At 55.6% G+C, this 24,307-nt stretch carries 19 protein-coding genes; 10 read left to right on the top strand and 9 right to left on the bottom strand.

Features of this window, described 5'->3' with window-relative positions:
* The first annotated feature begins 18 nt into the window (after positions 1-18).
* Positions 19-1,176, top strand: a complete 1,158-nt coding sequence (gene yhbH, locus N0M98_RS21885; RefSeq protein ID WP_259619135.1) for a sporulation protein YhbH — start codon at positions 19-21, stop codon at positions 1,174-1,176.
* Entirely contained in the window at positions 1,173-2,600 is a 1,428-nt protein-coding gene (locus N0M98_RS21880) for a SpoVR family protein (RefSeq protein ID WP_259619134.1), read from the top strand. Before yhbH ends, N0M98_RS21880 begins: the two co-directional genes overlap by 4 nt.
* A 117-nt stretch (positions 2,601-2,717) precedes the next feature.
* Here the strand turns inward: N0M98_RS21880 and N0M98_RS21875 are convergent, their stop codons facing one another.
* Entirely contained in the window at positions 2,718-3,647 is a 930-nt protein-coding gene (locus N0M98_RS21875) for a manganese-dependent inorganic pyrophosphatase (protein ID WP_259619151.1), read from the bottom strand.
* Positions 3,648-3,875: 228 nt separating this feature from the next.
* On the opposite strand from N0M98_RS21875, the gene glsA reads away from it, so the two are divergent.
* A complete protein-coding gene (glsA, locus tag N0M98_RS21870; protein ID WP_259619133.1) occupies positions 3,876-4,814 on the top strand; it encodes a glutaminase A in 939 nt (312 codons plus the stop codon).
* Positions 4,815-4,916: 102 nt separating this feature from the next.
* Here glsA and N0M98_RS21865 read toward each other — a convergent pair whose 3' ends face one another.
* The 4 genes from N0M98_RS21865 to N0M98_RS21850 form a co-directional block, all read right to left on the bottom strand.
* Positions 4,917-6,215: a cupin domain-containing protein gene (locus N0M98_RS21865; protein ID WP_259619132.1), complete on the bottom strand. Its 1,299-nt coding sequence runs from the start codon at positions 6,213-6,215 to the stop codon at positions 4,917-4,919.
* A gap of 21 nt (positions 6,216-6,236) precedes the next feature.
* Entirely contained in the window at positions 6,237-6,935 is a 699-nt protein-coding gene (locus tag N0M98_RS21860) for a response regulator transcription factor (RefSeq protein ID WP_259619131.1), read from the bottom strand.
* A 222-nt stretch (positions 6,936-7,157) separates the two neighbouring features.
* The gene (locus tag N0M98_RS21855) at positions 7,158-9,086 is read right to left on the bottom strand and encodes a DUF2334 domain-containing protein (protein WP_259619130.1); all 1,929 of its coding nucleotides are present in this window, start codon (positions 9,084-9,086) and stop codon (positions 7,158-7,160) included.
* A 188-nt stretch (positions 9,087-9,274) separates the two neighbouring features.
* The gene (locus N0M98_RS21850) at positions 9,275-10,045 is read right to left on the bottom strand and encodes a class I SAM-dependent methyltransferase (protein ID WP_259619129.1); all 771 of its coding nucleotides are present in this window, start codon (positions 10,043-10,045) and stop codon (positions 9,275-9,277) included.
* Between the two features lie 201 nt (positions 10,046-10,246).
* On the opposite strand from N0M98_RS21850, the gene N0M98_RS21845 reads away from it, so the two are divergent.
* The 3 genes from N0M98_RS21845 to N0M98_RS21835 all read left to right on the top strand — a co-directional run bounded on the left by N0M98_RS21845 (position 10,247) and on the right by N0M98_RS21835 (position 13,304).
* Positions 10,247-11,023 carry a YwaF family protein gene (locus N0M98_RS21845; RefSeq protein ID WP_259619128.1) on the top strand — a complete coding sequence of 259 codons (777 nt, stop codon included), beginning with the start codon at positions 10,247-10,249 and terminating at the stop codon, positions 11,021-11,023.
* A gap of 31 nt (positions 11,024-11,054) precedes the next feature.
* Positions 11,055-11,225, top strand: coding sequence for a hypothetical protein (locus N0M98_RS21840; RefSeq protein ID WP_249861627.1), 171 nt, complete (start codon positions 11,055-11,057; stop codon positions 11,223-11,225).
* Between the two features lie 525 nt (positions 11,226-11,750).
* The gene (locus N0M98_RS21835) at positions 11,751-13,304 is read left to right on the top strand and encodes a PAS domain-containing sensor histidine kinase (protein WP_249861625.1); all 1,554 of its coding nucleotides are present in this window, start codon (positions 11,751-11,753) and stop codon (positions 13,302-13,304) included.
* 93 nt (positions 13,305-13,397) lie between these two features.
* On the opposite strand, the gene N0M98_RS21830 is transcribed toward N0M98_RS21835, so the two are convergent.
* The 3 genes from N0M98_RS21830 to N0M98_RS21820 all read right to left on the bottom strand — a co-directional run bounded on the left by N0M98_RS21830 (position 13,398) and on the right by N0M98_RS21820 (position 17,606).
* Complete coding sequence (locus tag N0M98_RS21830) at positions 13,398-13,706, bottom strand: hypothetical protein (protein WP_249861624.1); 309 nt, start codon at positions 13,704-13,706, stop codon at positions 13,398-13,400.
* A 257-nt stretch (positions 13,707-13,963) separates the two neighbouring features.
* A complete protein-coding gene (gene prkA, locus N0M98_RS21825) occupies positions 13,964-15,859 on the bottom strand; it encodes an ATP-dependent protease PrkA (protein ID WP_249861623.1) in 1,896 nt (631 codons plus the stop codon).
* A gap of 397 nt (positions 15,860-16,256) precedes the next feature.
* Complete coding sequence (locus tag N0M98_RS21820; protein WP_259619127.1) at positions 16,257-17,606, bottom strand: sn-glycerol-1-phosphate dehydrogenase; 1,350 nt, start codon at positions 17,604-17,606, stop codon at positions 16,257-16,259.
* Positions 17,607-17,850: 244 nt separating this feature from the next.
* On the opposite strand from N0M98_RS21820, the gene N0M98_RS21815 reads away from it, so the two are divergent.
* Positions 17,851-18,771 carry a DUF2161 domain-containing phosphodiesterase gene (locus N0M98_RS21815; protein WP_259619126.1) on the top strand — a complete coding sequence of 307 codons (921 nt, stop codon included), beginning with the start codon at positions 17,851-17,853 and terminating at the stop codon, positions 18,769-18,771.
* Positions 18,772-18,867: 96 nt separating this feature from the next.
* The gene (locus tag N0M98_RS21810) at positions 18,868-19,740 is read left to right on the top strand and encodes a polysaccharide deacetylase family protein (RefSeq protein WP_259619125.1); all 873 of its coding nucleotides are present in this window, start codon (positions 18,868-18,870) and stop codon (positions 19,738-19,740) included.
* A gap of 83 nt (positions 19,741-19,823) precedes the next feature.
* Here N0M98_RS21810 and N0M98_RS21805 read toward each other — a convergent pair whose 3' ends face one another.
* Positions 19,824-20,777 (bottom strand): NAD(P)/FAD-dependent oxidoreductase, encoded by a 954-nt coding sequence (locus N0M98_RS21805; protein ID WP_259619124.1) that lies wholly within the window; start codon positions 20,775-20,777, stop codon positions 19,824-19,826.
* A 207-nt stretch (positions 20,778-20,984) separates the two neighbouring features.
* Here N0M98_RS21805 and N0M98_RS21800 point away from each other — a divergent pair, with 207 nt between their 5' ends.
* Together N0M98_RS21800 and N0M98_RS21795 are read left to right on the top strand one after the other, a co-directional pair.
* Positions 20,985-21,446 carry a MarR family winged helix-turn-helix transcriptional regulator gene (locus tag N0M98_RS21800; protein ID WP_259619123.1) on the top strand — a complete coding sequence of 154 codons (462 nt, stop codon included), beginning with the start codon at positions 20,985-20,987 and terminating at the stop codon, positions 21,444-21,446.
* 244 nt (positions 21,447-21,690) lie between these two features.
* Positions 21,691-24,231, top strand: coding sequence for a PEP/pyruvate-binding domain-containing protein (locus N0M98_RS21795; RefSeq protein ID WP_259619122.1), 2,541 nt, complete (start codon positions 21,691-21,693; stop codon positions 24,229-24,231).
* Positions 24,232-24,307 lie beyond the last annotated feature (76 nt).

Genomic DNA, 24,307 nt, shown 5'->3' with positions numbered 1-24,307 from the left:
AATCAGGAGGTGTCCGACATGACAGAACCATTATTTACCGTTTCCCGAGAGGATTGGTCTTTACATCGCAAAGGCTATCAGGACCAAACCCGCCATCAACAAAAAGTACGAGAAGCGATTAAGCAGAACCTGCCTGACCTTGTTACGGACGAAAGCATCGTTATGTCTGACGGCAAACACATCATTAAAGTACCGATTCGCAGCCTGGACGAATACCGCTTTCGGTATAACTACAATAAAAGCAAGCATGTAGGCCAGGGCGACGGCGACAGCCAGGTCGGCGACGTGCTGGGCGTGGACCCTACTCCGTCCGGAGGACCGGGCAAAGGCGAAGGCGCCGGCGATCAGCCGGGCGACGACTACTACGACGCCGAGGTGCAGCTCGAAGAGCTTCAGACGATGCTGTTCGAGGAATTGGAGCTGCCTAACCTGCAGCAAAAAGAAAAAGACAATGTGATGACCAAGGACATCATTTTCAATGATATTCGCAAAAAGGGAATTATGTCCAATATCGATAAAAAGCGGACGATACTCGAAAATCTCCGCCGCAACGCAGGCGCCGGCATCCCCGGCATTCACGGCATCAGCCCCGACGACCTGCGCTTCAAAACGTGGGAGGAAATCGTCGTCCCGCAATCCAACGCCCTGATCATCGCCATGATGGATACATCGGGGTCGATGGGCTCGTTCGAGAAATATATCGCCCGCAGCTTTTTCTTCTGGATGACACGGTTTCTGCGGACTAAATACGAGCATGTCGAAATCGTATTTATCGCTCATCATACGGAAGCCAAGGAAGTAACCGAGGAGGAATTTTTCACCAAAGGCGAGAGCGGCGGCACGATCTGCTCGTCGGCTTATCAGCTGGCGTTGGAATTGATCGACCGGCGCTTTTCTCCGGCCCGCTATAACATTTATCCGTTCCACTTCTCCGACGGCGACAATCTGACCTCCGACAACGAGCGCTGCGTCAAGCTCATCCAGGAGCTGGTGAAGCGGTCCAACCTGTTCGGCTACGGCGAAGTCAATCAATACAACCGGAGCAGCACGCTGATGTCCGCCTACCGGAATATTCACGATCCGAAATTCGTGCATTACGTCATCCGCGAAAAGGGCGAAGTGTATAAAGCGCTGCGCACCTTTTTCCCCAAATCCGAAGGGAGGATCGCTCGATGAACGCCGAATATATCAAGCAGCTCGAATACGCCATTGCGGAAATATCCGAGATCGCCACCGGCTTCGGGCTCGACTATTATCCGATGCGCTACGAAATCTGCCCGGCCGACATCATCTACACGTTCGGCGCTTACGGCATGCCTACTCGCTTCAGCCATTGGAGCTTCGGGAAAACGTTTCATAAGATGAAAATGCAATACGATTTCGGGCTGAGCAAAATTTACGAGCTGGTCATTAACTCCGACCCGTGCTACGCTTTCCTGCTGGACGGCAATTCGCTGATTCAGAACAAGCTTATCGTCGCCCATGTGCTCGCTCACTGCGATTTTTTCAAAAACAACGCCCGCTTCTCCAAAACGAACCGCAATATGGTCGAGAGCATGTCCGCTACGGCGGAGCGCGTCAGGCAGTATGAAATTTTGTACGGAGCCGACGAGGTCGAGAAATTCATCGATGCGGTGCTGGCCATTCAAGAGCATGTCGATCCGCTGATCTCCACCCCTTACTCGGCTTCCCGATACGGAAGAAATAACGAAAAATCGCTCAAGGAAGAGGAACCGAGAGAACGGCGGCTCGGCTATGAGGATTTATGGGATTTGGACGATCGGGGCGCGGGGAAAACCGTCAAGGAGGAGCCGCGCAAATTCCCTCCCAAGCCGGAGAAAGACCTGGTGCTGTTCATTGAAGAGCACGCGCCCTATCTCACCGATTGGCAGCGCGACGTCATGACGATGCTGCGCGACGAAATGCTGTACTTCTGGCCGCAGCTCGAAACGAAGATTATGAACGAAGGCTGGGCTTCGTATTGGCATCAGCGCATCCTCCGCGAAATGGAGCTGACCGAGGAGGAAACGATCGAATTCGCCAAGCTGAATTCCTCTGTCGTCGTCCCGTCGAGACACAGCCTCAATCCGTATTATTTGGGCCTCAAAATATTCGAAGATATCGAAAAGCGGTGGGATAAGCCGACCGAAGAGGAACGCGAGCGGTACGGCCGCGAACCGGGTCAAGGACGGCGCAAAATATTCGACGTGCGGGAATACGATTCCGACCTGTCCTTCATCCGTAACTATTTAACCAAGCAGCTCGTGGACGACTTGGACCTGTACGTTTTCGAGAAAAAAGGACCCGAATGGAAAATTACCGACAAAACCTGGGCGAATATCCGCGACCAGCTCGTCTATTCCCGCGTCAACGGCGGCTTCCCTTATATCGTGGTCGAAGACGGCGATTACGAGAAAAACGGCGAGCTGTACTTGAAGCACTCTTATGAGGGCGTTGAGCTCGATCTAAAATATGTGGAGCGGACGCTTCCTTACATCCACAGGCTGTGGGGCAAACCCGTCCATCTGGAGACGATGGTCGAATCCAAGCAGGTGCTGTTCTCGTATGACGGCAAGAAGCATAACCGGAAGTTTTTATAACGCAGTTACGAAGCCGGAGGCCGGGTGCCTTCGGTTTTTCATTCCTATCAGCCCAATGAACGAAAAAAGGGCCGTCCTCCGCCGAAGGGAGGACAGCCTGCTTCAATGCCTTTATGATTACTTGCTCAAGATGTCGGTCAATACCGGTACGATCTGCGATTTGCGGGATACGACGCCCTTCAATACCGCTTTGTTGCTCTCCAGCGTCACATTGTAGGCTTGCTCCACCGCGCTCGCTTTGCCGCCCAAGGCGATACCGATGGAATCGTTGTTCAAGATGTCGGTTACGACGAACAGGAACAGATCCAAGCCCTTATCGGCGATAATTCCGGACAATGCCGCTTCCAGCTCCGCTTGGCGGGACAATACGTCGTTCACGTCCACCGCGTTCACTTGCGCGATTTCCACTTTGCTTGCGCCCATTTGGAACTCTTTGGAGTCGAGGGAGATCAATTGCGGAATCGTCTTGTCGCTTAAATCGGCTCCCGCCTTCAGCATGGACAGACCGTACGTTTCCAGCTCTACGCCGGCGATTGCGGCAAGCTCGCGCGCGGCGGCTACGTCCTGCTCCGTGCAAGTCGGGGATTTCAACAGCAATGTATCGGAGATGATGGCGGAAAGCATAAGACCTGCGATTTCCTTTTCAACGGCTACGCCGTTTTCTTTGTACAATTTGTTCAAAATCGTCGTCGTGCAGCCTACAGGCTCGGCACGGTAGTACAACGGTCCGCTCGTTTCGAAGTTGGCGATCCGGTGATGGTCGATAACTTCAGCTACACGTACTTTATCGATATCGCCGGCGCTTTGTTGACGCTCGTTGTGGTCGACGAGAATGACTTGGTTCACTTCGTTCGCTACGGTTTCAACAAGGCGCGGCGCGTTGACTTTGAAATGGTCCAGCACGAATTGCGTTTCGCTGCTGACGCTGCCAAGACGAACGGCCTCTACGTTAGCTCCCAATTTGGTTTTCAAATCCGCATAAACGAGCGCGGAGCTAATCGAATCGGTGTCCGGGTTTTTGTGACCGAAAATAAGTGTTTTTTCCATCATCGTACTCCTTAATCATATTTTTTGGCTAAGCAAAAGTATATCACAGAACGATATCTGTATTCTAGATTATATCGCTAAATCCTACTTATTCCAATGACTTTACAGAGAATTGTTACAAATTCGTCAAATTGAAAGGAAAGAGCGGTCTCCCTGTCGAAAAATAGAGGAAATCGAGGCCATACTAATTAAAGTATACGGCATGAGTCTTAGAGGGAGGCCATCGTTATGAAGACGGAATGGAATCAACTGCTTGAAGGTTTGCCGCGCTGGCTGGAAGCAAGCCGCGCGTATACGGCTCAAGGAAGCGTGGCGGCGTATATCCCCGAGCTCGCCCACGCCCCGGCGGATGCGCTTGGAATTACGATTATGGACGGCGCTTCCGGCGTTGCCCGTGCGGGCGAGGCCGATTTGCCGTTCACGCTGCAGAGCATTTCCAAAGTATTTACGCTGCTGCTCGCGCTCATGGATAACGGAGAAGACGGCGTGTTCGCCAAGGTCGGCATGGAGCCGACCGGCGATAACTTCAACTCGATGCTGAAGCTGGAGCTGGTCGATCCGGGCATCCCCTTCAACCCGCTCATCAACGCCGGGGCGATTGCGATTTCCTCGCTCATTCACGGCGCGACTCCGGCCGAGAAGACGGAGCGGATTCTCGCCTTCTTCCGCGAGCTGGCCGGCGACCCGTCGCTGGCCTGCAACGAGGACGTGTACCGCTCCGAGACGCAAACCGCGCACCGCAACCGCTCGCTCGCCTACTTCCTGAAGGCGAACCGCGTGCTGGACGCGGACGTCGAAGAAGTGCTTGAGGTGTACTTCAAGCACTGCTCGATCGAAGCGAACTGCCGGCAGCTGGCGCGAATGGCATTGGTGCTCGCTTGCGACGGCACCGATCCGGCGACCGGCCGCGAGCTGGTGCCGCGCCGATATGTGCGGATCGCCAAATCGTTCATGATCACCTGCGGCATGTACAACGAGTCCGGCGCCTTCGCCATCCGGGTCGGCCTGCCGGCAAAGAGCGGCGTCTCCGGCGGCATTCTGGCGCTGGTGCCCGGGCGATACGGGATCGGCGTCGTCGGACCGGCGCTGAACGCCAAAGGCAACAGCACCGCCGGGGTGCATCTGCTGCAGACGCTGTCGGCGGAATTCGATTGGAGCATCTTCTAATACGGGACGCAGGAAGCGGCGCCCGAAACGAGCAAGCGGCTGTCCTTCGGAAGGAGCAGCCGCTTGTTTTTATGAGGGAATCGCAGGGCTCGGCCCCGCTTCTCAGCTTTTCTTCATCACTTCAAATATAATGGCCCGTAGCGGACGATCTCCGTTATTTTCCAACCCATGCTTCCACCACGGCTTGTTCAGCACAATATCCCCGGCTTTAACCTGCCGCTCTTCCCCGTTGACCGTCATGACGCCCGTGCCTTCGAGAATGATGTACACTTCCTCGTCCTCGCGATGGCCGTGGTAGCCGATGGACGTTCCGGGCGGCAGCTCGCTGTATCCCATAAACTGGATCGGCGTATCGAAATCCTCCTTGGAGAACAGCCGCTTGCCGTAGGTCAATCCCTTCCCGTGATGGCTGACGCCGGGCTCGCCGAACTCCGCCTCCAAGTAATTGCGGACGATCATCGGACCGTAGCCCCAGCTCGACGACGTGTCGACCATTTGACTTTGCCGGATCGATTCCCGCGTATAGTGGGCCAGCGCCTGATTTTTCAAATAATCGCGGGCGCTGGTCTCCGCCTCCCTGTTTTCTTCCAGCGATTGCAAAAATTCCGCAAAAGCGCTCGGCGAGTCGATATCGCTAAAGTCGTCGAATCTCGTCGTCTCCCCGCCTTTGGTCAAGTAAACGACATTATCGATCAGCTCCAGACACCCTTCCGTCCCTTCGATCCGCCAATTGCCCGCCCAGTCCGTCTGCTTGCCTTTGGAACGTGTCGAGCAGGTAAAGGTGGCCGTAATGGCCGCCTGCATGTCCATCACGATGTGGAGCTGATGCCGGTAGGTAGCGAACACTTTACCTACTTCCCGTCCGGTCAAGTAGCGCACCAGATCAAAATGATGCACGACCAGTTCTTCGAGCACATCCAGCTTATCCTGCATCGGTCTGTTGTCCGTATCGCGGTAAAACTCTCCGTCGATCGTCAGAACGGCGCCGATGCTTCCTTCGTCCAGCAGCCGCTTCAGCTTCCTTACGAACGGAAAGCGGCGGTAATTTTCGGCAATCATGTAGGGAACGCCTTCGGCCGCCGCCCGCTCCACCATCGCCTTGGCGTCCTCGTAATTGGCGGCGATCGGTTTTTCGCTGAACACCGGCAGCTTGTAGCCGAACGCAATATCGTTAATCGCCTTGTGCGCTTGTCTTGGAGTTACGTTCAGCAGCACATCCGGGCGCTCCTGCTCGATCGCCTCCGTCAACGACGTATAGAAAGGGATGCCGTCCCCTTCGATCTGGCTTCGCTTGCTCTCGTCGCTGTCGGCGACGGCGAGCGTCACATCGCCGTGCTGACTGCGAATTCTCCGGTACCAGCTGGAGCCGAAGCCGCCGACGCCTACTAATAGCGCTTTCATTACATTCCCTCCCTTATCGTTTTAAACCTTCTGAAGCGGCAAAATAAACTTGTACCCGACTCCGTGTACATTAATAATATGCTTCGGGTTGGCGGGATCGGTCTCGATTTTTTTGCGCAAATTGCTGACATGCACGATAATCGTGCGCGTATCGTTAATCATCTCCTGATCCCATATTTCGCGGAACAGCTCCTCATGCGTCACCGTGCGGCCGGGATGCCGGGCCAAATAATACAGCAAATCGAATTCCTTTCTCGACAAAGTGACCTCCGACCGGTTTACGGTCACGCTGCGGCTGGCCGGGTCCAGCTCGACGGCGCCGAACCGCATTCGGTTAGGAGCCTCCCCGCTAAGATGCGGACGCCTCAAGTTGGCCTTGACGCGGGCGATAAGTTCGTTAGGACTGAACGGTTTCGTGATATAGTCGTCTCCTCCAAGCTCAAGACCCGTAATTTTATCCTGCTCATCCTTCTTGCAGCTCAAAAACAAGATCGGAGCCGAAGACATTGCCCTTACTTCCTTGCATACTTCAAACCCGTCTTTTCCCGGCAGCAGCACGTCCAGTATAAGCAGGTCGGGCTGCATCGTCTCGACTAAACGGACTGCCTCATCGCCGCGCCCGGCCCCGATCACGCGAAATTGATGCGCTTCCAAATAAACGCGGATAATATCCCGAATTTCTTCGTCATCCTCGACGACTAATATCGTTTGTTCTGCCACGAATACTCACACCACCAAGGTAGATTAACAATCCTTCTTATCCATTTCAGAATAGACGAGCGGACGTTCGCCGGTCAAGCGTTTTATATGGAAAACCGGCATCTCTTCGGGACCCGCTCGAAACTTTCCGTACATAGAAGAAAGAAAGGACCCGGCGCCATGCGCCGAATCCCCTGAAAATCGAAAAAATGAATGAAATAAGTGCCGTAAAAAATGAACCCGTTACAATGACAAGCTTTCGAACGAAAGAGCCGTATCCAGATAACCGTCCTGACGATCGAACAAGCCGAGATCGTCTTTGCCGTTGCCGTCAAAATCGGTAATGATCAGGCGGGAGCCGGGCTTGCCCCACGGTCCGAACGTGGACAACAGCTGATATTCATTGTCTCCCTTGCGCAAATATACGGTATAGCGGGACGTTTCCGGATTGTAGCGAAGCACGTCTTCCTTGCCGTCCCCGTTAAAATCTCCGAGCCGGATTTCCCCGTCCTCGTACGGGACGTTCAAATGAATTCTTTCCGCCTTCCACTCCCATGCCGCTTTATCCGGCGACAGCACGATACCGCTGACCGTATCCGGCCTGGATAAGAAGACGTACCGGCTGCCGTCCTCCTGCATATGCGACTGAATGTCCGTTTTCCATTCGCTCTTGAATTTATACGGCTTAAGCGACTTCGCTTCCCCTTTGGTAATACAGATGCCGTTCAGTTGCATTCGATCCGACGACAAGCCCGCCAGCACCATATCCCCGTCGGCCTGCGGGTACGCCTGAAGACTTGCCCAGCTGCGCGCCTCCGTCTTCCAGCTGCTCTGCAGAACGAAGCGGCGGCCGTCGGAGACGTACTTCTCCAGCCTGCCTGCCGGCTGCACGACCCACAAGCTCGGCCGCTGCCCGCCGATGCCGCCGCTCACCGCGGCGGCGGAACCGTTCGTATACGGTACGTTCGCCCAGACGGCCGGCGCTCCCTGCGGCTCGTTGCGCAGCCCGGCGAAAGATCCGCCCGCTACGGTGACGAGCCCGCTCTTGCGGTCCCATGCAATCATATCTTCCTGCCCGTCGCCCGTCACATCGGCAAACATCGGTCTTCCTTGCCCGCCCATTGCCGGCTGAGCGCTATCCGGCGCGTTCCACCGGATGCTCTGCGAAGGCGTAAACGGAACGTAATCCTCGATCGTGTAGAACAAATAATGCTTCGCCCGAATCGACGCAATCAGCTTTTGCAAAATGCTGCGGTCCTGATCCGGATACCGGTATTCCGGCAGACCGTCGCGAATGACCTGCTCCCCGTTCTCATCCGTTACGGGCAGCAAATATTTGAACTCCAGAAACGGGTGATAAAAGAACGAGTTAACATTATTCGTCTTGCCGAGCCGGTCCGTAATCATTTTCTCGTCTTTATTGTAAGGAATATAGTCGAACGGCGTCGGAACGTAGACCGAGCCCAGGCTCGCTTCCCCGTATCTCAGGTTGCGCGTGTTCATATATTGGGCCGCCGAAGCGTTGCGGTTGGCCTGAACATCCGCCTGATAATTCAATCCGAAGAACGAGCGGAACAATTCATCCTGCTCCGGCGTCGAACGGTAGTGGGGCGACTCCCAGAACATCGGCCTGAGGCCCGCATTGCGCAAGATGTCGAGCCCTGCCGCAAGCCGCGGCTCGGCGAACGCCGCCGATGTGGTCGAAGCCTCTCCCGGTTCGTCAAATTCGTTGCCGATTCCCGATTCATGATGACCGTCGTCGCGCCGGACCATCCCGACCTGATGCGTGTACCCGTGCATACCGAGCACCGCCCCGTCGTGAACCGCCTGCTTCAGCAGCTTCACGTAAGCTGCCGCATAAGGATTATCCTTCTGATCCAGCGACACGTCGTATCGGCTGCCGTCAGGCGGAAAGTCCAGCCAGCGCGGGATCACCGCAAGATGATAAGCGATATGCCGGTCGCGCAAATATTCCAAAACGGTTCTTAACTTGCCAAGATTGTCGATCGAGCCGTACTGCCCGCCGGGACCGATATCTTCCAGCCGCATCATAACAAAACGAGGATTGGTCGCCTCCCCCTCCACCCGAATATGATAAGAGGCGAACATCATAAAAATAACAAGTGCCGATACAGCGTAACGCAGCCATACGGATCGAATTATGGCGGACATCCCGGTTCATCATGCTCCCTTCATGCTGTGCGAAACAAAAAAGGCTGCGTTTGGCTTCAGTTTCCGCTTCCATTTTGCTCTAGCATGATTGTATCAAAAATCCGCTGCGCCGAATATCGTTTTTCATAAAAAAATATGCCCGCATCGGGTCCAAAGAGTCGGTAATTTTTCCCGCTGTCGAAGACCGCTTACCGGCGGACTGCCGCGAAACGAAGCCTGCGGTAATCGGCCGTCCAGAACGCGCCGTTGAACAGCTCGGGACGAAGCAGCGAGCAGCATTCGTCGTACGCCTCCCGCTTCTCATCCTCCGTCATTCCGGCAAAAAACATCCCGCCGAACGTATCGAGCCAGTAGCGCATCCCTTGGTCACCGTCGACAAGCTCCGTCGGCCGGTCGAACAATTCCATATAACGAACCTCGAAGCCGTGCTTCTCCAGTAAACCGCTATATTCTCCTACGGTCGGAAAATACCACGGATTACGCGCCTCGGCATCGATTCCATGCGATTTCAGCACCTGAACGATCGCCTTGTAAATCCGCCCGACGTTGCCGCTTCCGCCGAATTCGGCGACGAATCGCCCGCCGTCCTTCAAAGCAGCGCGCACCGACTCAATCACTTCCTCGGGCCGCTTCATCCAATGCAGCGCCGCGTTGGAGAATACCGCATCGAAGCTTTCCCCAAGCCGAAACGTATGCGCATCGGCCGTCTCGAACGCAAGCTCGGGATACTTCACCCTCGCCTGCTCCACCATATCCGCCGAGCTGTCGATGCCTTTGCAGGAAGCGCCGAATTGGGCGATCTCCCGTGCCAAGTCTCCGGTTCCGCAGCCGAGGTCGAGAATCCGCTCTCCTTGACGCGGCGCCAGCAGGTCGACGACGCCTTTGCCAAGACGCGAAACAAATCCGATCTTGCTGTCGTACAGCAGAGCATTCCATTGTTGTCCTTCCGATTGTGCCATAGCTACCATCTCCTTCTGTTCTTATCCTTATATTATCGCTTTGCAAGCTTAGTAATGGAAATATATAATACATATCGACTTAATAGATATTTCCTATAAGCAAGCGACCATCGGGGTACTATTTAAAGTTAGTACTGCAGCAAGCCGAAGAAGCCGGGTACAATTGAGATAAACCTCTACTCTGCAAAAAGGAGAATGCCGATGAATCCGTTTTGGAGTGCGCAGCATCAGGCGAATTTTACCTTGTTCTCCTCCTCCCATCTCGCCGCTGTCGCCGGGATCGCCATGGCGGCCGCCGCCCTGTATGTTTGGCGGGAGCCGCTCGGGCGCAGCAGGCCGTACAAGGACCTCGTCCGCTGCGGCATCATCGCCGCCCTGCTGCTTCCCGAAATCGCTCTGAATATATGGTACGGGGCGGAAGGCTTGTGGAATGTGAAGAGCACCCTTCCTTTGGAGCTGTGCAGCATTACCCTCGTCTTGTCCGTCTTCATGCTGTGGACCCGCAGCCGAAGACTGTATTCGATTTTGTTTTTCGCCGGAATTTGCGGCGCCCTGCAGGCTATAGCGACGCCGAGTCTCGGGTATCCGTTTCCGCATTTTCGTTTTTTCCATTTTTTCATTGCACACGGAGCCATTATTATGGCGTCTCTCTATATGACGTGGATCGAAAACTGCAAGCCGTCCTGGAAATCCGTCGGCGCAGCCATGCTGTTCCTTAACCTGCTGATGCTCGGCGTAGGAGGCGTCAACAGGATGCTCGGTTCCAATTATATGTTCCTGATGCATAAGCCGGACACCCCCTCCATGCTGGATATGCTGGGGCCTCACCCTTATTACTTGATCGCGGAGGAAGCCATCGCCCTCACCATGTTCGTCCTGCTCTACCTTCTCTTCTTCCGCATGCCCGCCCTGCTCTTCCAGTCATCCAAAAAGTTTCATGAAACTCCCGGCAAGAGAGAATACTACGACGGGCGTTAGCCGACAAACAGAGCAGAAGGGAGGGTAACCAATGAACGGGCAGCATAAACCGGAAGAAGCGGCGGCAGAGACGCAGCAATCCGCTCTGGTCTCCAGCGCCGTAACGGCGAAGCCGAACGCCGCGGAAACCGCCCCAGGCATCGACTATACCAAAGACTTCATATGGGGCAGCGACCAGGACGAATATGTAGACGAACCTTGATGCTTCGCCTTCCTCCGCCCTTGCTTAGGGCGGTTTTTTGTGCCGGACTGCAAGCCGGGCGTCCGTTGTGCAAGCAGCCGAAGGAAAAATCGATATTTTTCTAATTATTGCATTTACTTCTGAAATCGACTAAGGATATAATGGAGGCATTGTGTTTATTTTTTGGCAGACGGCTTACGCTCCGATTTCGCCTCTACTCCGCAAATCACCAGCATTTGGGTCAATATTAAGCCGCTTATTCACACCGCCTATTCATGCACTGACCGTGCTGCTGCCAAGCGGGTTCTTGCTTTCCGGTTGTCCCGGCATATCGGCGGCTTCCGTTTCCTTGGCCACCCTGAAGTGGCTTCGTATGTTATCTCGCAAGAGCATCAGCGTCAGTTGGTTTTTTTCGTGCAGCGGGCATTATTCTGGCCGTTCCAACACAGTTCATTACACTACTCGCACTTATATCCGCCTGTTGTTTTGACGCTGAAATTTTTCTGGTATAATTGAATGATGTAGGCAGGCAGGTGAACGAAGGACATGCAGAAAATTCCCGTCACTCGAGACGGAAAAAAAGGCTCCGATATCATGATCATCCACTCCGACGACGTCGTAAAGATCGAATCGGTAAAAGATAAGGAATACGTCATTCACACCGTGAACGACAAATATTATTGGGCCGCTTCATTAGAAGCGTTCGAGGAATGGATGTATGAAGAAGGCTTCCGGCTGATCGACCAGATGAATGTCGTGAATATGAATCACGTGACCGATTACGATGTGAAAAAAGGCATCGTTTATTTGAGTCCAGAGAATGAAACCCGCTCCAAAACGGCATCGGCCGCTTGGATCCATAAAGATCACATCGCCAACGTCAAAAATATGCTCGGGGAAGTTAAAAAGCTTGACCGAAGCAGCGATCCCGACGATTTCCAGGACGATATTTTCGCCTCGATCGTGGAGCAGGAGGAAGACAGCCGCTTCGCGCGATCCTACGCCATGATTCAAGCGATCTACGAGAGGAAGAAGGCGGAGAAGAAGCTTGAGCAAAGCGAGCAGCGCTACAAATCGCTGTTCCAGCATAATCCCGATCCCATCTGCTCCTTCGACCGTTACGGATACTGCACAAGCGCCAATCCGGCCTTATTCCGGATGACCGGCTATACGGAGGATGAGCTGCTGAACAAGTCGATTCATCACTTGATCGTGCCGGAGCATATGGAACGGTGGCAGGAGCAATTCAACGGAACGCTCAGCGGACAAAATCATCTTTACGAAATTACGTTTCTACATAAAAAAGGGCATCCGGTAGAGCTAAGCGTGCTGAATGTTCCGATTGTCGTCAACGGTCAGATGAACGGGGTCTATATGATCGGCAAAGATATTAGCGAACGCAAACGGGCCGAGGAGATGCTGCTGCGCTCCGAGAAGCTGTCGATCGTCGGCCAGCTGGCCGCAGGGGTCGCCCATGAAATCCGTAACCCGTTAACCTCCCTCAAAGGATTCGTCCAGCTTATGCAGATGAAAATCTCCGGTTATGAATCGTATTTCGATATTATGCTGGACGAGCTGGAACGCATCAACTTTATCGTCAGCGAATTTCTCGTCATCGCCAAGCCGCAGTCGGTCCGCTATCAGCAGAAGCAGGTGGTCCAAATCTTGCAGAATACGGTCGCGCTGTTGGGCTCCCAGGCGATGATACATAACGTCGTGCTGGAGATGAGTGCGGATGAGCCGCTGCCCCCCATTAACTGCGATGAAAATCAGATCAAGCAGGTGTTCATCAACATCTTGAACAATGCGATCGATTCGATGCCCGACGGCGGAGAAATTCGCATGGAGCTCGGGATGTGGGACGAAAATACGCTGCTCATCCGGTTTATCGATCAGGGCTGCGGCATCCCGGAGGAACGGATTCCCCGGCTCGGCGAACCGTTCTACACGACCAAGGAAAAAGGAACCGGCCTCGGCTTGATGGTCACGTTCAAAATTATCGAAAATCACGGGGGCCGCATGGAAATCCGCAGCGAGGTCAATCAGGGCACGACCGTGGAAATTTTCATGCCCGTCATAAGGGAAAAACTAATCGATTAATGAAAATACAAAAAAAAGCCTCCGGCTCCGCTAATTGGTTGATCAGCGGATACCGGGGCTTTCTTTATGCGGCGGGACCGTCGCCCGACGGCGTTAAATAACGACCGGATAGTAAGGATAGTAAGGATAATACGGATAATTATAGTAAGGATAATACCCGCCGTCAAAAATAAAAGGAAAAATCAGCGGGTTATAAAAGCCGCCATAGAAACCTCCGGGATACCCCCCGTGAAAGCCGCCTCCGTGGAAACCTCCTCCAGGAAAGCCGCCTCCGTGAAAGCCCCCGCCATGGAAGCCTCCTCCATGGAAGCCGCCGCCGCCATGAAAACCTCCTCCGTGAAAGCCCCTCGCGGTATCGTGGACCGGTCTGATTTCTCCCGATTCGATTGCACCTGTTGTCATTTCGCTTCGCTCCATTCTTTCAAAAATAGGCATTTGTCATTCCCTGCTTACAGCATATGTACATTGGCCCGGGAGGGTGAACGCCTATTGGCGGACGAAGTCCGCCTGCCGCCGTCCGGTTCTGGATACAGCCGGCTCATGGCGGCAGGCCGCTGCTTGCGGCGAACAATAAGAGCCATCTGAACGGATGGCCCCTTTAAGTTCACTCCTATTCATTTATGCGCGGCGATACATGTTCAGGCGGAACGACTCGGGGATTACCGGTTCAACAGACTGCCGACATATCTCAGCAACTCGTTGGCCGAAGCCGTCGTATATCCATGCTCGTCAACAAGCCGTTTGATGACTTCGTTAATCCGCTTCAGCTGCGTTTCATCCGGCGTTTTCGTCGATGTCGTAATCTTCACGATATCCTTCAGATCGGCGAACAGCTTTTTCTCGATCGCTTCGCGCAGCCGCTCGTGGCTGCTGTAATTGAACCTATGCCCTTTGCGCGAGTAGGACGACATGCGAATGAGAATTTCTTCGCGGAACGCTTTTTTGGCGTTTTCCGATATGCCGATCTGCTCCTCGATGGATCGCATCAGCCTCTCGTCCGGGTCCATCTCCTCGCCGGTCAGCGGGTCCTTGATCTTGGTCCAATTGCAGTAAGCTTCGATATTGTCGAGATAATTGTTGAACAGCGTTTTGGCGGATTCCTCGAACGAGTATACGAACGCTTTTTGCACTTCTTTTTTCGCCAGCTCGTCGTATTCCTTGCGCGCCACGGAAATAAAGTTCAAATACCGCTCCCGCTCCTCCTTCGTAATCGAAGGATGCTGGTCCAAGCCGTCCTTCAACGCGCGCAGCACATCCAGCGCATTGATAAATTCGAGGCCTTGGCGGATCAGCGCGCTGGAAATCCGGTTGATGACGTAGCGGGGATCGATGCCCGACATCCCTTCATCCAAATATTCGCTTTGCATTTCCTTCAGATCGGCTTCCTTGAAGCCTTCCACTTCCTCGCCGTCGTACATGCGCATTTTTTTGACCAGATCCATCCCCTGCTTTTTCGACTCCTTAAGCCGGGTCAGTATAGAGAAGATGGCTGCCGCCCGCAAGGAATGCGGCGCAATATGTACATGCGACATATCGCTTTGCTTGATCAGCTTGGAGTAAATTTTCTCTTCCTCCGACACCTTCAAGTTGTATGGAATCGGCATGACGATCATCCGCGATTGCAGCGCCTCGTTCTTCTTGTTGGATATAAACGACTTGTACTCGGATTCGTTCGTGTGGGCGATAATCAGCTCGTCGGCGGAGATGAGCGCAAAGCGGCCTGCCTTGAAGTTCCCCTCCTGGGTTAACGACAGCAAATTCCACAAAAATTTCTCGTCGCACTTCAGCATCTCCTGAAACTCCATCAACCCGCGATTGGCCTTGTTCAGCTCCCCGTCAAACCGGTAAGCGCGGGGATCGGACTCGGAGCCGTATTCCGTTATCGTGGAGAAGTCGATGCTTCCCGTCAAGTCGGCGATGTCCTGGGATTTCGGATCGGAAGGACTGAAGGTCCCTATCCCCGTCCGGTTATCCTCGGAGATCAGCACCCGCTCTACGAGCACATCCTCGATGCGGCCGTTATATTCGGTTTTGAGGCGCATTTGACACGACGGGCACAAATTGCCCTCGATTTTAATGCCGAACTCTTCTTCGACCTCGGCCCGCAGCTCATGAGGAATCAAATGCAGCGGTTCTTCATGCATCGGGCATCCTTTGATGGCGTAAACCGCGCCCTGATCCGTACGCGAAAACTGTTCAAGGCCTTTTTTCAGCAACGTGACGATCGTCGACTTACCGCCGCTGACGGGCCCCATCAAGAGGAGTATACGTTTGCGGACATCCAGTCGCCGGGCTGCAGAGTGAAAATATTCCTCGACCAGTTTCTCTATGGCCGTATCGAGTCCGAATATTTCCTGTTCGAAAAAGTGGTATTTGCGTTTACCGTTGTCGTTTGCTATGCCTTGCGCTGCAATCATCTCGTACACACGGGCATGCGCCGTCATCGCCAAATGCGGGTTTTTGCGAACCAAGGCGATATAATCGGCAAAGGTTCCGGTCCAAGCAAGTCTGTCGGTTTCTGCGCGGTAATCTGTGATCCTTTTGAATATGTCCATGAGTTAACCTCCTCCGTACGGTGCATTTACGGTCACAACATCTAAGAACGAAGTGTATTAAATAATTATGCAGGCCGGAGGGATAAGTTGACCGAAATTTTAAGACAAATTGAGAAAACATCGGCGCAGCCGTTTTCAAGGACAAGCCGTCGCGGATCGCTTTTAAAACGCCTCTTGGCCGGTAAACGGACGGAATTTCCCCCGGTTCCGCCGCGAACGAAAGAACCGTGCGGACGACGAGACACTGCCGCAAAAAACCGTCCGTGCCCGTTATCCGGACGAGATGCTGCGAGCGATTAATAGCCCCCGCCTATCATTCAGGCGAGGGCTATCGACCGATCCTATATGCGCCAAGACGCGCAAAGCGCATGAACCGGCGCTGCGCTCAGGCGGCTCGTTACAGCCACTCGCAGAGCCGCATGATCGTATACCGGTTGCGCACATATTTCGCAACCCGCAGGCTTTCCGCGAGGAGCTCGGGCTCGATGCCGAGCTCCTCCGCAGCGGCCGGGCCCCCGGCGCGGCGCAGCGCATCCGCCAGCTCCTGCGGCGACGGCACGGAGCGGCAGATCTCGCGGATCGCGTCCCAACGCGCCGCAATGCGCTGCGGCAGCTCCGGCGAGGCTGCCGGCACGGATGCCGCCGGGGCGGAGTCCGCCGCCGCCCCGAGGCCGTTCTCGGCCAGCACCTGCTGCGCGATGGTGCCGTAGCCGGCCTCGATTTGCGCGCGCATCCGCTCCACGCTCGGCGCATCGCCGCTCGCCAGCCGCGCGGCGACGGCTTCGGCGGCCGCCTCCCGCGTGAGGCCGGCGGCCGCTTCGTACAGCGCGGCCATCTGCACGGCCGCGACGCCGACCTTGGCGCCGTGAAGCAGAGCCCGGCGCCGCTGCTGAATAAACCGCATCTCCCAGAAATGGGAGAGATGATGCTCTCCACCCGAGGCCGGGCGCGAGTGGCCGACAAGCAGCATGGAGATGCCCGACAGCGTCAGGCCCTCCATCAGCTTGCGCACGCCGAGCTCCGTCCCCGCGGCAATCTCTTCGGCATGGTCCATGCACAGGGCCAGCCCCTGCCGGGTCATCTCCGCGGCGAGCTCGCAGTACGGCTCGCCGAACAGCTCCCGGCCGAGCTGCCAATCGGCCAGCGCGGTATACTTGCCCAGCATATCGCCGAAGCCGGCGGCGATCATCGCCTGCGGCGCCCGTGCGAGCAGCTGCAGATCGGCGAAGATAGCTTCCGGCGCGCTGGCCGGAATCGTCTGCTTAAAGCCGCCGATAATGAGCGGCGCCCCTACCGACGCGAAGCCGTCCACCGACGGAGCCGTCGGCACGGACAGGAACACGCGCCCCGTCCGGTGGGCGACGAACCGCACGATGTCGTGGATCGTGCCCGAGCCTACGGCCGCGATCGCCTGCACGCCGGGCGTCATATGCAGCATCAGCTGCACGATGGCGCGCTCGTCGGCGGCCAGTTCCCCGCGCTCGTCCTCCGCGAGCACGCATGCTTGCGCCTGCAGCGAAGCCGCCTTGCAGCGCTGCAGCAGCTCCTCTCCGGCCGCCTCCATCGTGCGGCGGTCGGCGACGATCAGGAGCTCGCTATATCCGCGCTCCGCGGCATATGGCGGCAGCGCGGCCAGCGCCCCGCGCTCGATGACAACGCTGCGGATCGGCACCGTGTGCTCCTGTCCGCAGCCGCATACAAAGCTGGCGCCCAGCCACGGCTGAATCTCTCCCGCTTGCTCTAACATCCGGTTTCCCCCTTGCCTTACTTGTCTTTTAAGTCTATACTACCAAATCTGTGCTATAATTACATTACTTTGCGTTGGCGGATACAGAAAGAACACCCAATCCCTAGCGGATCGCTTGGAAATCTCGCGGCCGCTTCCCTGTCTAAAGGGGGCCGTTTCATCCGTCCGGCATCGTTCGCCGCGGACGCAGAATACATATATATTGTTATTATATCGATGCGATTAAATAAAGGAGACCGAGACTGTGCCGATCAAAACCGAAACGGAGCTGTACGCGCCGGTCAAAAGCTATTTCGAGCAGCAGGGCTATCATGTGCGCGGCGAAGTGCATCATTGCGACCTCGTCGCGATTCGCGAAGACGAGCCTCCGGTCATCGTGGAATTGAAGAAAAGCTTCTCCATCCCTTTGCTGCTGCAGGGTATCGACAGGCTGCGCTTAACCCGCAGCGTCTATGTCGCCTTCGAGCTGCCGAGCAAAGGCCGGGCCCCGCACGGAGCGAGCTGGACCGAGCTGCGCAGACTGTGCCGGATGCTTGGCATCGGGATGATCACCGTACAATTTTACAAGCGCAAAAAACCGCAGGTTCAGGTGGAATGCCACCCGGCTGCGTTCAAGGACGGCCTGCCCGACGCGGCGGCGCCCTCAAGCCCGCTGCTGTTGGAAGCGGTGGAGACGGCGGCCTCGGCCGCTGAACTGGTCTACGCGGCAGTCGAGAAAGCTGCAGCCGGCACGGCGTCCGCGGCGGCGCTGCTGCCCGCTTCCGAAGGGCCTTTGACGCTGCCCCGCCCTAACAAACGGGCGGCGGAACGGATCGTCCGCGAGTTCAAGGAACGCAGCGCGGATTATAACGTCGGGGGGAGCACGCAGCGCAAGCTGGTCACCTCTTACCGCGAGAAGGCGCTCCATATGGCCCTGCTGCTGCACCGCAACGGCCCGATGAGCCCGCGGCTGCTGCGCGACCAGACCGGCATCAAGAACGCCGCCGATCTTCTGCAAAAAAATTACTACCGCTGGTTCGAGCGGGTCGCCCGCGGCGTATACCGGCTGACGCCGCTCGGCGAGGAAGCGCTCTTGACATATGCCCGAGTCGTTGAGGGGCTCCCCGCCTCTATAGGCGCGAAGCCGGCTTCCCCGGCGGCCGCGGACGGCTCGGCAAACGCTTAAGCTTCCTGCGAGCGAATTCCCATGAAGTGTCATATTCGCCTCTAGCGCCGGATATAAATAGAGTACTAGATTTCTATGCAAAGGAGTCTAACGTCTATGAACAAGCCGGTATTATCCTTAGCCCCGCCGGCCGAAACCGCCCGCGGGGGGCCATCCTCCTTCCGAACGCGCTGCCTGCTGACCGTGCTGCTCCTTCTCTTCTGCTTGTCCGGGCTGTGCCCGCTCCCGTCCGCCCGTGCCGAGGCGTCCGAAGCCGCGTTTCTGCAAGACCGCATCCCCGCCGTCAAAGCCGGGGAGCAGAAGCCTGCCGCGCCGCCGCGCATTCCCGTGCTCAACTATCACAGCATTACCGTCGATCCTGGCAATCGCGCCACCATCACGCCGGAGAAATTTGCCGCGCAGATGAACTATTTGAAGGACAACGAATATACTACGCTTACGCTGCGGCAGTTCGCAGACATTATGGAGGGACGTGAAGAAGCTCCGGACAAGGCGGTGCTGCTGACGTTCGACGACGGGTACGCCGACAATTACGAACATGCGCTGCCGCTCCTGCAAGAGCTCGATTTTCACGCCACATTGTTTATGTCGCCCGGCATGACGGATGACGGTTATTTTCTGGACTGGGATCAAGTCAAGGAAATGCATGAAGCCGGATGGGATATTCAGCCGCACGGGATGACCCATCCTCACCTGCCGCTGCTCAAGGCGAACGATCAGTTGAATGAGATCGCCGAAGCCAAGCGGCAGATCGAAGAGCGGCTCGGCACGACCGCGGACGTATTCTGCTATCCTTACGGAGAATGGAACCAAACGACGCTGAAGCTGCTGAAGGAGCATCATTTCCGCTATGCGTTCACGATCGAGCAAGGAGTGACGACGCCGGAGCAAGACCAATTGAAGCTGAAACGAATTTTCGTCAATGGAGAGGAGTCGATAGACCGATGGATATCCAGATTAGAAAAATGATCGTGCAGGCGCTCCCGCCGCTGCCCCCTGCGCGCAAACAGTGGAATCCCATTGCGTTGTACCTGGTGCTGCTTCCTTAGTCCTTAGGTTAGGCAAGCTTGTCTTGCGGCGGATGTCCGCTTCAACAGCTCCTTGTGAATCCAAATCGCCGCCTGCGAGCCTTCCCCCATCGAAATCGTCACCTGCTCCGAATGCACGCCGACATCTCCCGCAGCCCAAACCCCCGGCACATTGGTCATTTTGGACCGGGGGTCTGTGACGATATGACGGTTTTCCAGCCGTTCGATTCCAAGCTTCGCCGCCAGAGACGAATGCACTTCATTGCCTCCGAAAGCGATAAACCCGCGCTCTCCTTCTACGATCTGCCCGTCCGCCAGCCTCACTCCCCGGAACTCGCCCGCTTCGGTCGAGATGACTTCCGCAAGCGGTACGGAAATCATTCGTATCCCTTTGTCCTTCAGCTGCTCCTGCAGCTCCTCGCTCACTTGCGCCCGCTCAGGCTCATGCCGGACATACACGATCCGGTCCGTCCAGTATGACAGCGTTACCGCCATCGCAGCCCCTGCGCTGCCTGCGCCCATAACGATCGTTTGTTTTCCGCTGACTTCATAGCCGTCACAATCGGGGCATACATATACCGACAGCCCGAGACAGCGTTCAAGACCCGGAAGGTTCGGGAATCGGTCCGTAAGCCCCGTCGCGAGGAGCAGCGTCTCGGCATGGTACGACCGTTCGCTCCCCTTCGTCTCTACCACGAAGCCGCCGTCTTCCTTCGATGCGAGCCGGATCGCCTCATCGCGCTCGAACCGGACGCCGAGCGCCTCGGCCTGAAGCCTGCCCAGCCTGCGCAGCTCCGGTCCGGATATGCCGTCCGGCCAGCCGAGCACATTATGATAGTTCCGGCATAAGGTCGACCTTCCCGTGCCTTTATCGATGACCAGCGTGCTGTGCCTGTATCTGCCAAGCTGAATCGCTCCCTGCAGCCCCGCTATGCCGCCGCCGATAATAATGCAATCCCACTTCGTCTGCGCTGTCATCCCGATTACCGCCCTTCCCTGCCTGTTATCCCCGTTAGGGTATCCAAGCTGCGGCGGCGTCATGCACCGGCCGATCTTGGCCTGAGATAAGATAATACGGAAAATCGTTCTCAAGCAGTTGCTGGAAACGCGGTTGACAGCGCGGTTGAATTGATTTATAAATTTAAGTAGACGTCTACCTTTAATAGAAAATGAGGATGATCCGCTTTGACGCATCAAGATGATTGGGAATACCCCTATGACTTATTTATCAAAACGATCGCGCATAAAATGCGCTATACCAACGACGCAAAACTGGCGGAATACCAGCTCACTTCGCCGCAGGGACTGCTGCTTGAGATCATTGACCGCGGCATACGAATGGGCAAGGAGATCAGCCGAAAAAATATGGGTGAGGTCATGCAGCTGAAAGGACCTACCATCACCAATCTGCTCAACGGCCTGGAGCGCAAAGGATATATTATCCGCAGCACGAAAGCCGGCGACGCCCGCGCTTTTCATATCGAGATCACTTCGGAGGGCAAGAAGCTGCTATCGGAAATGGAGCAAGTATTTGAAGAGACCGAACAGCAGCTGCTGAAAGGAATGACTGAAGAAGAGAAAAAGCTGTTTTTGGACCTGCTCGTCAAAGCATGGAAAAATATAGATGAACGAAGCGGGAACTTCTAGAAGCCTGGTGAAAAAAGAACGGAGGGGCCATTTGAATCTGGAAAAGCGTAAGCGTTCGCCTTTAAAATCGGATTCTCTCCGCAGAAAAACGAAAAAACTCCGTTTTCAACAGCGATTGGAGGATCAAATGGACGCCGCAGCGGACTTTTTCACCCCCTTCTAGAGGACGTAGCGTTCGCTTCACTAATACGTTTTTTTAATGGAATAGGTAGAGGTCAACCTAAAACATAAGGAGATTATAACCATGACAGCGTATATGAAGATGTTAAACGAATTGTCCGAAGACGCCCTGCCGGAAGCAGGCGGCAAAGGCGCGAGTCTGGGAACGCTTATCCGCGCCGGTCTTCCGGTGCCTCCGGGATTTGTCGTTACGACGCGCGCTTACCGGGCGCATCTCGAAGCGTCCGGGCTGACCCGCCGGATTCAGGAGGCGCTTGCGCAGCTGCGGCAGCCGGATATCGATGCCATCGCGGCGGCGAGCCGGGAAATATCGGGCTGGATTGAAGAAGCGGCTATGCCGCGCGACGTCCAAGCGGAGTTGGAGCAAATGTACGGGGAGTTGGCCCATGCCGCGGGCGGGAACGAAGGGTTATCCGTGGCCGTTCGCTCCAGCGCTACGGCGGAAGACTTGCCCACGGCTTCCTTTGCGGGGCAGCATGAAACCTATTTAGGCGTGTACGGAAAGGAAGCCGTATCCGCCCATGTAAAAAAATGCTGGGCCAGTCTCTGGACGCCGCAGGCGATAACGTATCGGATGAATATGAATTTTGACCATCTTGAGGTCGCTCTTGCCGTCGTCATTCAAGCTATGATTCCGGCCGAAGCCGCGGGCGTGATGTTTACAGCCAACCCCGTCAGCGGCAAGCGGGATGAAATTTTGATCAGCGCCGGCTATGGACTTGGGGAAGCTGTGGTCAGCGGCTTGATCACACCGGATACGTTTATCGTTACGAAGGACGGCCGGGTGCAAGAGCGGACGCTCGGCTCCAAGAAGCTGCGCATCCAGCTGAAAAGCGATGGAACGGTCACGGAAGAAGTTCCGCTTACGGAGCGTCAAAGCTACTGTCTCGGCCCAACGGAGCTCACTCGGCTAAGCGGGTTAGCTAAGCTTGTGGAACAGCATTACGGCTGCCCGATCGATACCGAGTGGGCTTTGTCTCAAGGCAATATCTATCTGCTGCAGGCAAGACCGATTACGGCAATGACCCCGACCGCAGTAGAGCTGGAGGTTTTGGGGCCCGAGGACGAGATTATTTACAAGGGCGCCAAGGAGCCCTTCGGTTTGCAAAGCGTGATCGAGCATAGCCCTTATCCGCATGCGCCCCTGGATTTCGCCAGCTTCTGCTATTTTTATAAAGGGGTTCATCAAAACTTTATGGAATCCGGCTTTTCGTCGAAGGGGGATGACCGGCCTGTTGAACGCGAGAATGGAGTGGTTGCCTTACATTTCGCCGGCTTGTCCGTATCTCCGGCGATGCTGTGGAAATTACCGGCGGCATGGGTGAAAAACTCATTTTTCAAAAACAAATATACATGGTATGATTTCGCGAGCGAAGTTCAAGCATGGATCGAAAAAACCGACGGCGTATTAAACCATGCCGGCGATGCCCGGCAAATGGTTGATCTTTTCGAGCAAGCCCTAAAAGACTATCAGCATTTTGTGTATAAACGTTTTGCCGTCATTGCCATGCCGAGCAGCTACTCCGAGAAGAAAATTGCGAGCATGGTTAAACAAGCGGCCGGTCAAGCCAACGCGGATGATATTACCGCCAGCCTCTTGCGGGCATTGCCGTTCCGAACCGCACTGCAAAATCAGGCGCTGCTGAAGATGGCTCAAGCCGCGCGGCTGCACGGCAAGGACAGTCAGGCGTATCATAAGGAGCTGAAGCAATTTCTTCGGGAATACGGGGACCGGCCGTCGCTAGGCATGGGACGCATGCTGTCCCCGGCCACATGGCGTGAAGAACCGGAGAAAATGGACGAGGTGATTGAGGCGCTGCTCGCGGATTCCTCGGCGCCGGACCCCGAAGAGAGCTTCCGCCGGCAGGAGGCGGAGTTTAACGCGGCCAAACAGCTTGTCCGCGACGGCCTGAAGCCTGCGGCCTACGCGAAGTTTCTGAAACTGCTTGACTCCGTGAGAGAGGCCACCGTCATCCGGGAGGAAAGCGTATTTTATTTGGAGAAGCTTGCAGGCTGCTTGCACAGGATCGCGCTGAAGCTCGGGGAAATGCTTGCGGAGCGCAAGGTTATCGATAAAGCTAACGATATTTTCTTCCTCTTGCTGGAGGAGCTCCGGGATGCGGCGCAGGGCAAGCTGGAAGTACGCGAGCGCATCGGCAGACGGAAGGGCGCGTTTGCAAGGGTATGCGCCGCGCATGAACAAGGCGTACATTGGCTGATCTCCACAGGCTCCTTCCCTGTGTTTTCCAAGAAGAAGCGTCAGGATGACGATGCCGCCAACGCGGGCGTCATCCGCGGAAGCGCAGCTAGCCGCGGCATGTATGAAGGGCCGGTATGTATCGTGAAAAACCCCGCACAATTTAAGAAGCTGAAAAAAGGAGATGTGCTGGTCTCTCCTTATACCGCCCCGCTGTGGACGCCGCTCTTCAAAATCGCCGGGGCGGCCGTCACGGAAATCGGAAGCGCCGGCTCCCATGCCGCCATCGTAGCCCGGGAATACGGCATCCCTGCCGTCGTCGCCATCGACAATGCGACGAATCTGTTGCAGGACGGGCAGCGCATTCGAGTGGACGGCACCAAAGGCATCGTCACCTTGCTGGATTGAATATATTATTAAAAAGAGCTCTGGCGTGTTGATCCGCCCGGGCTCTTTGCTGCGAATGATTCCTTGTTGCTGCCGC

Source organism: Paenibacillus doosanensis (genome assembly GCF_025060755.1).
In the GTDB taxonomy this organism is placed as follows: domain Bacteria; phylum Bacillota; class Bacilli; order Paenibacillales; family NBRC-103111; genus Paenibacillus_S; species Paenibacillus_S doosanensis.
This window is presented reverse-complemented; position numbering and strand designations above follow the sequence as displayed.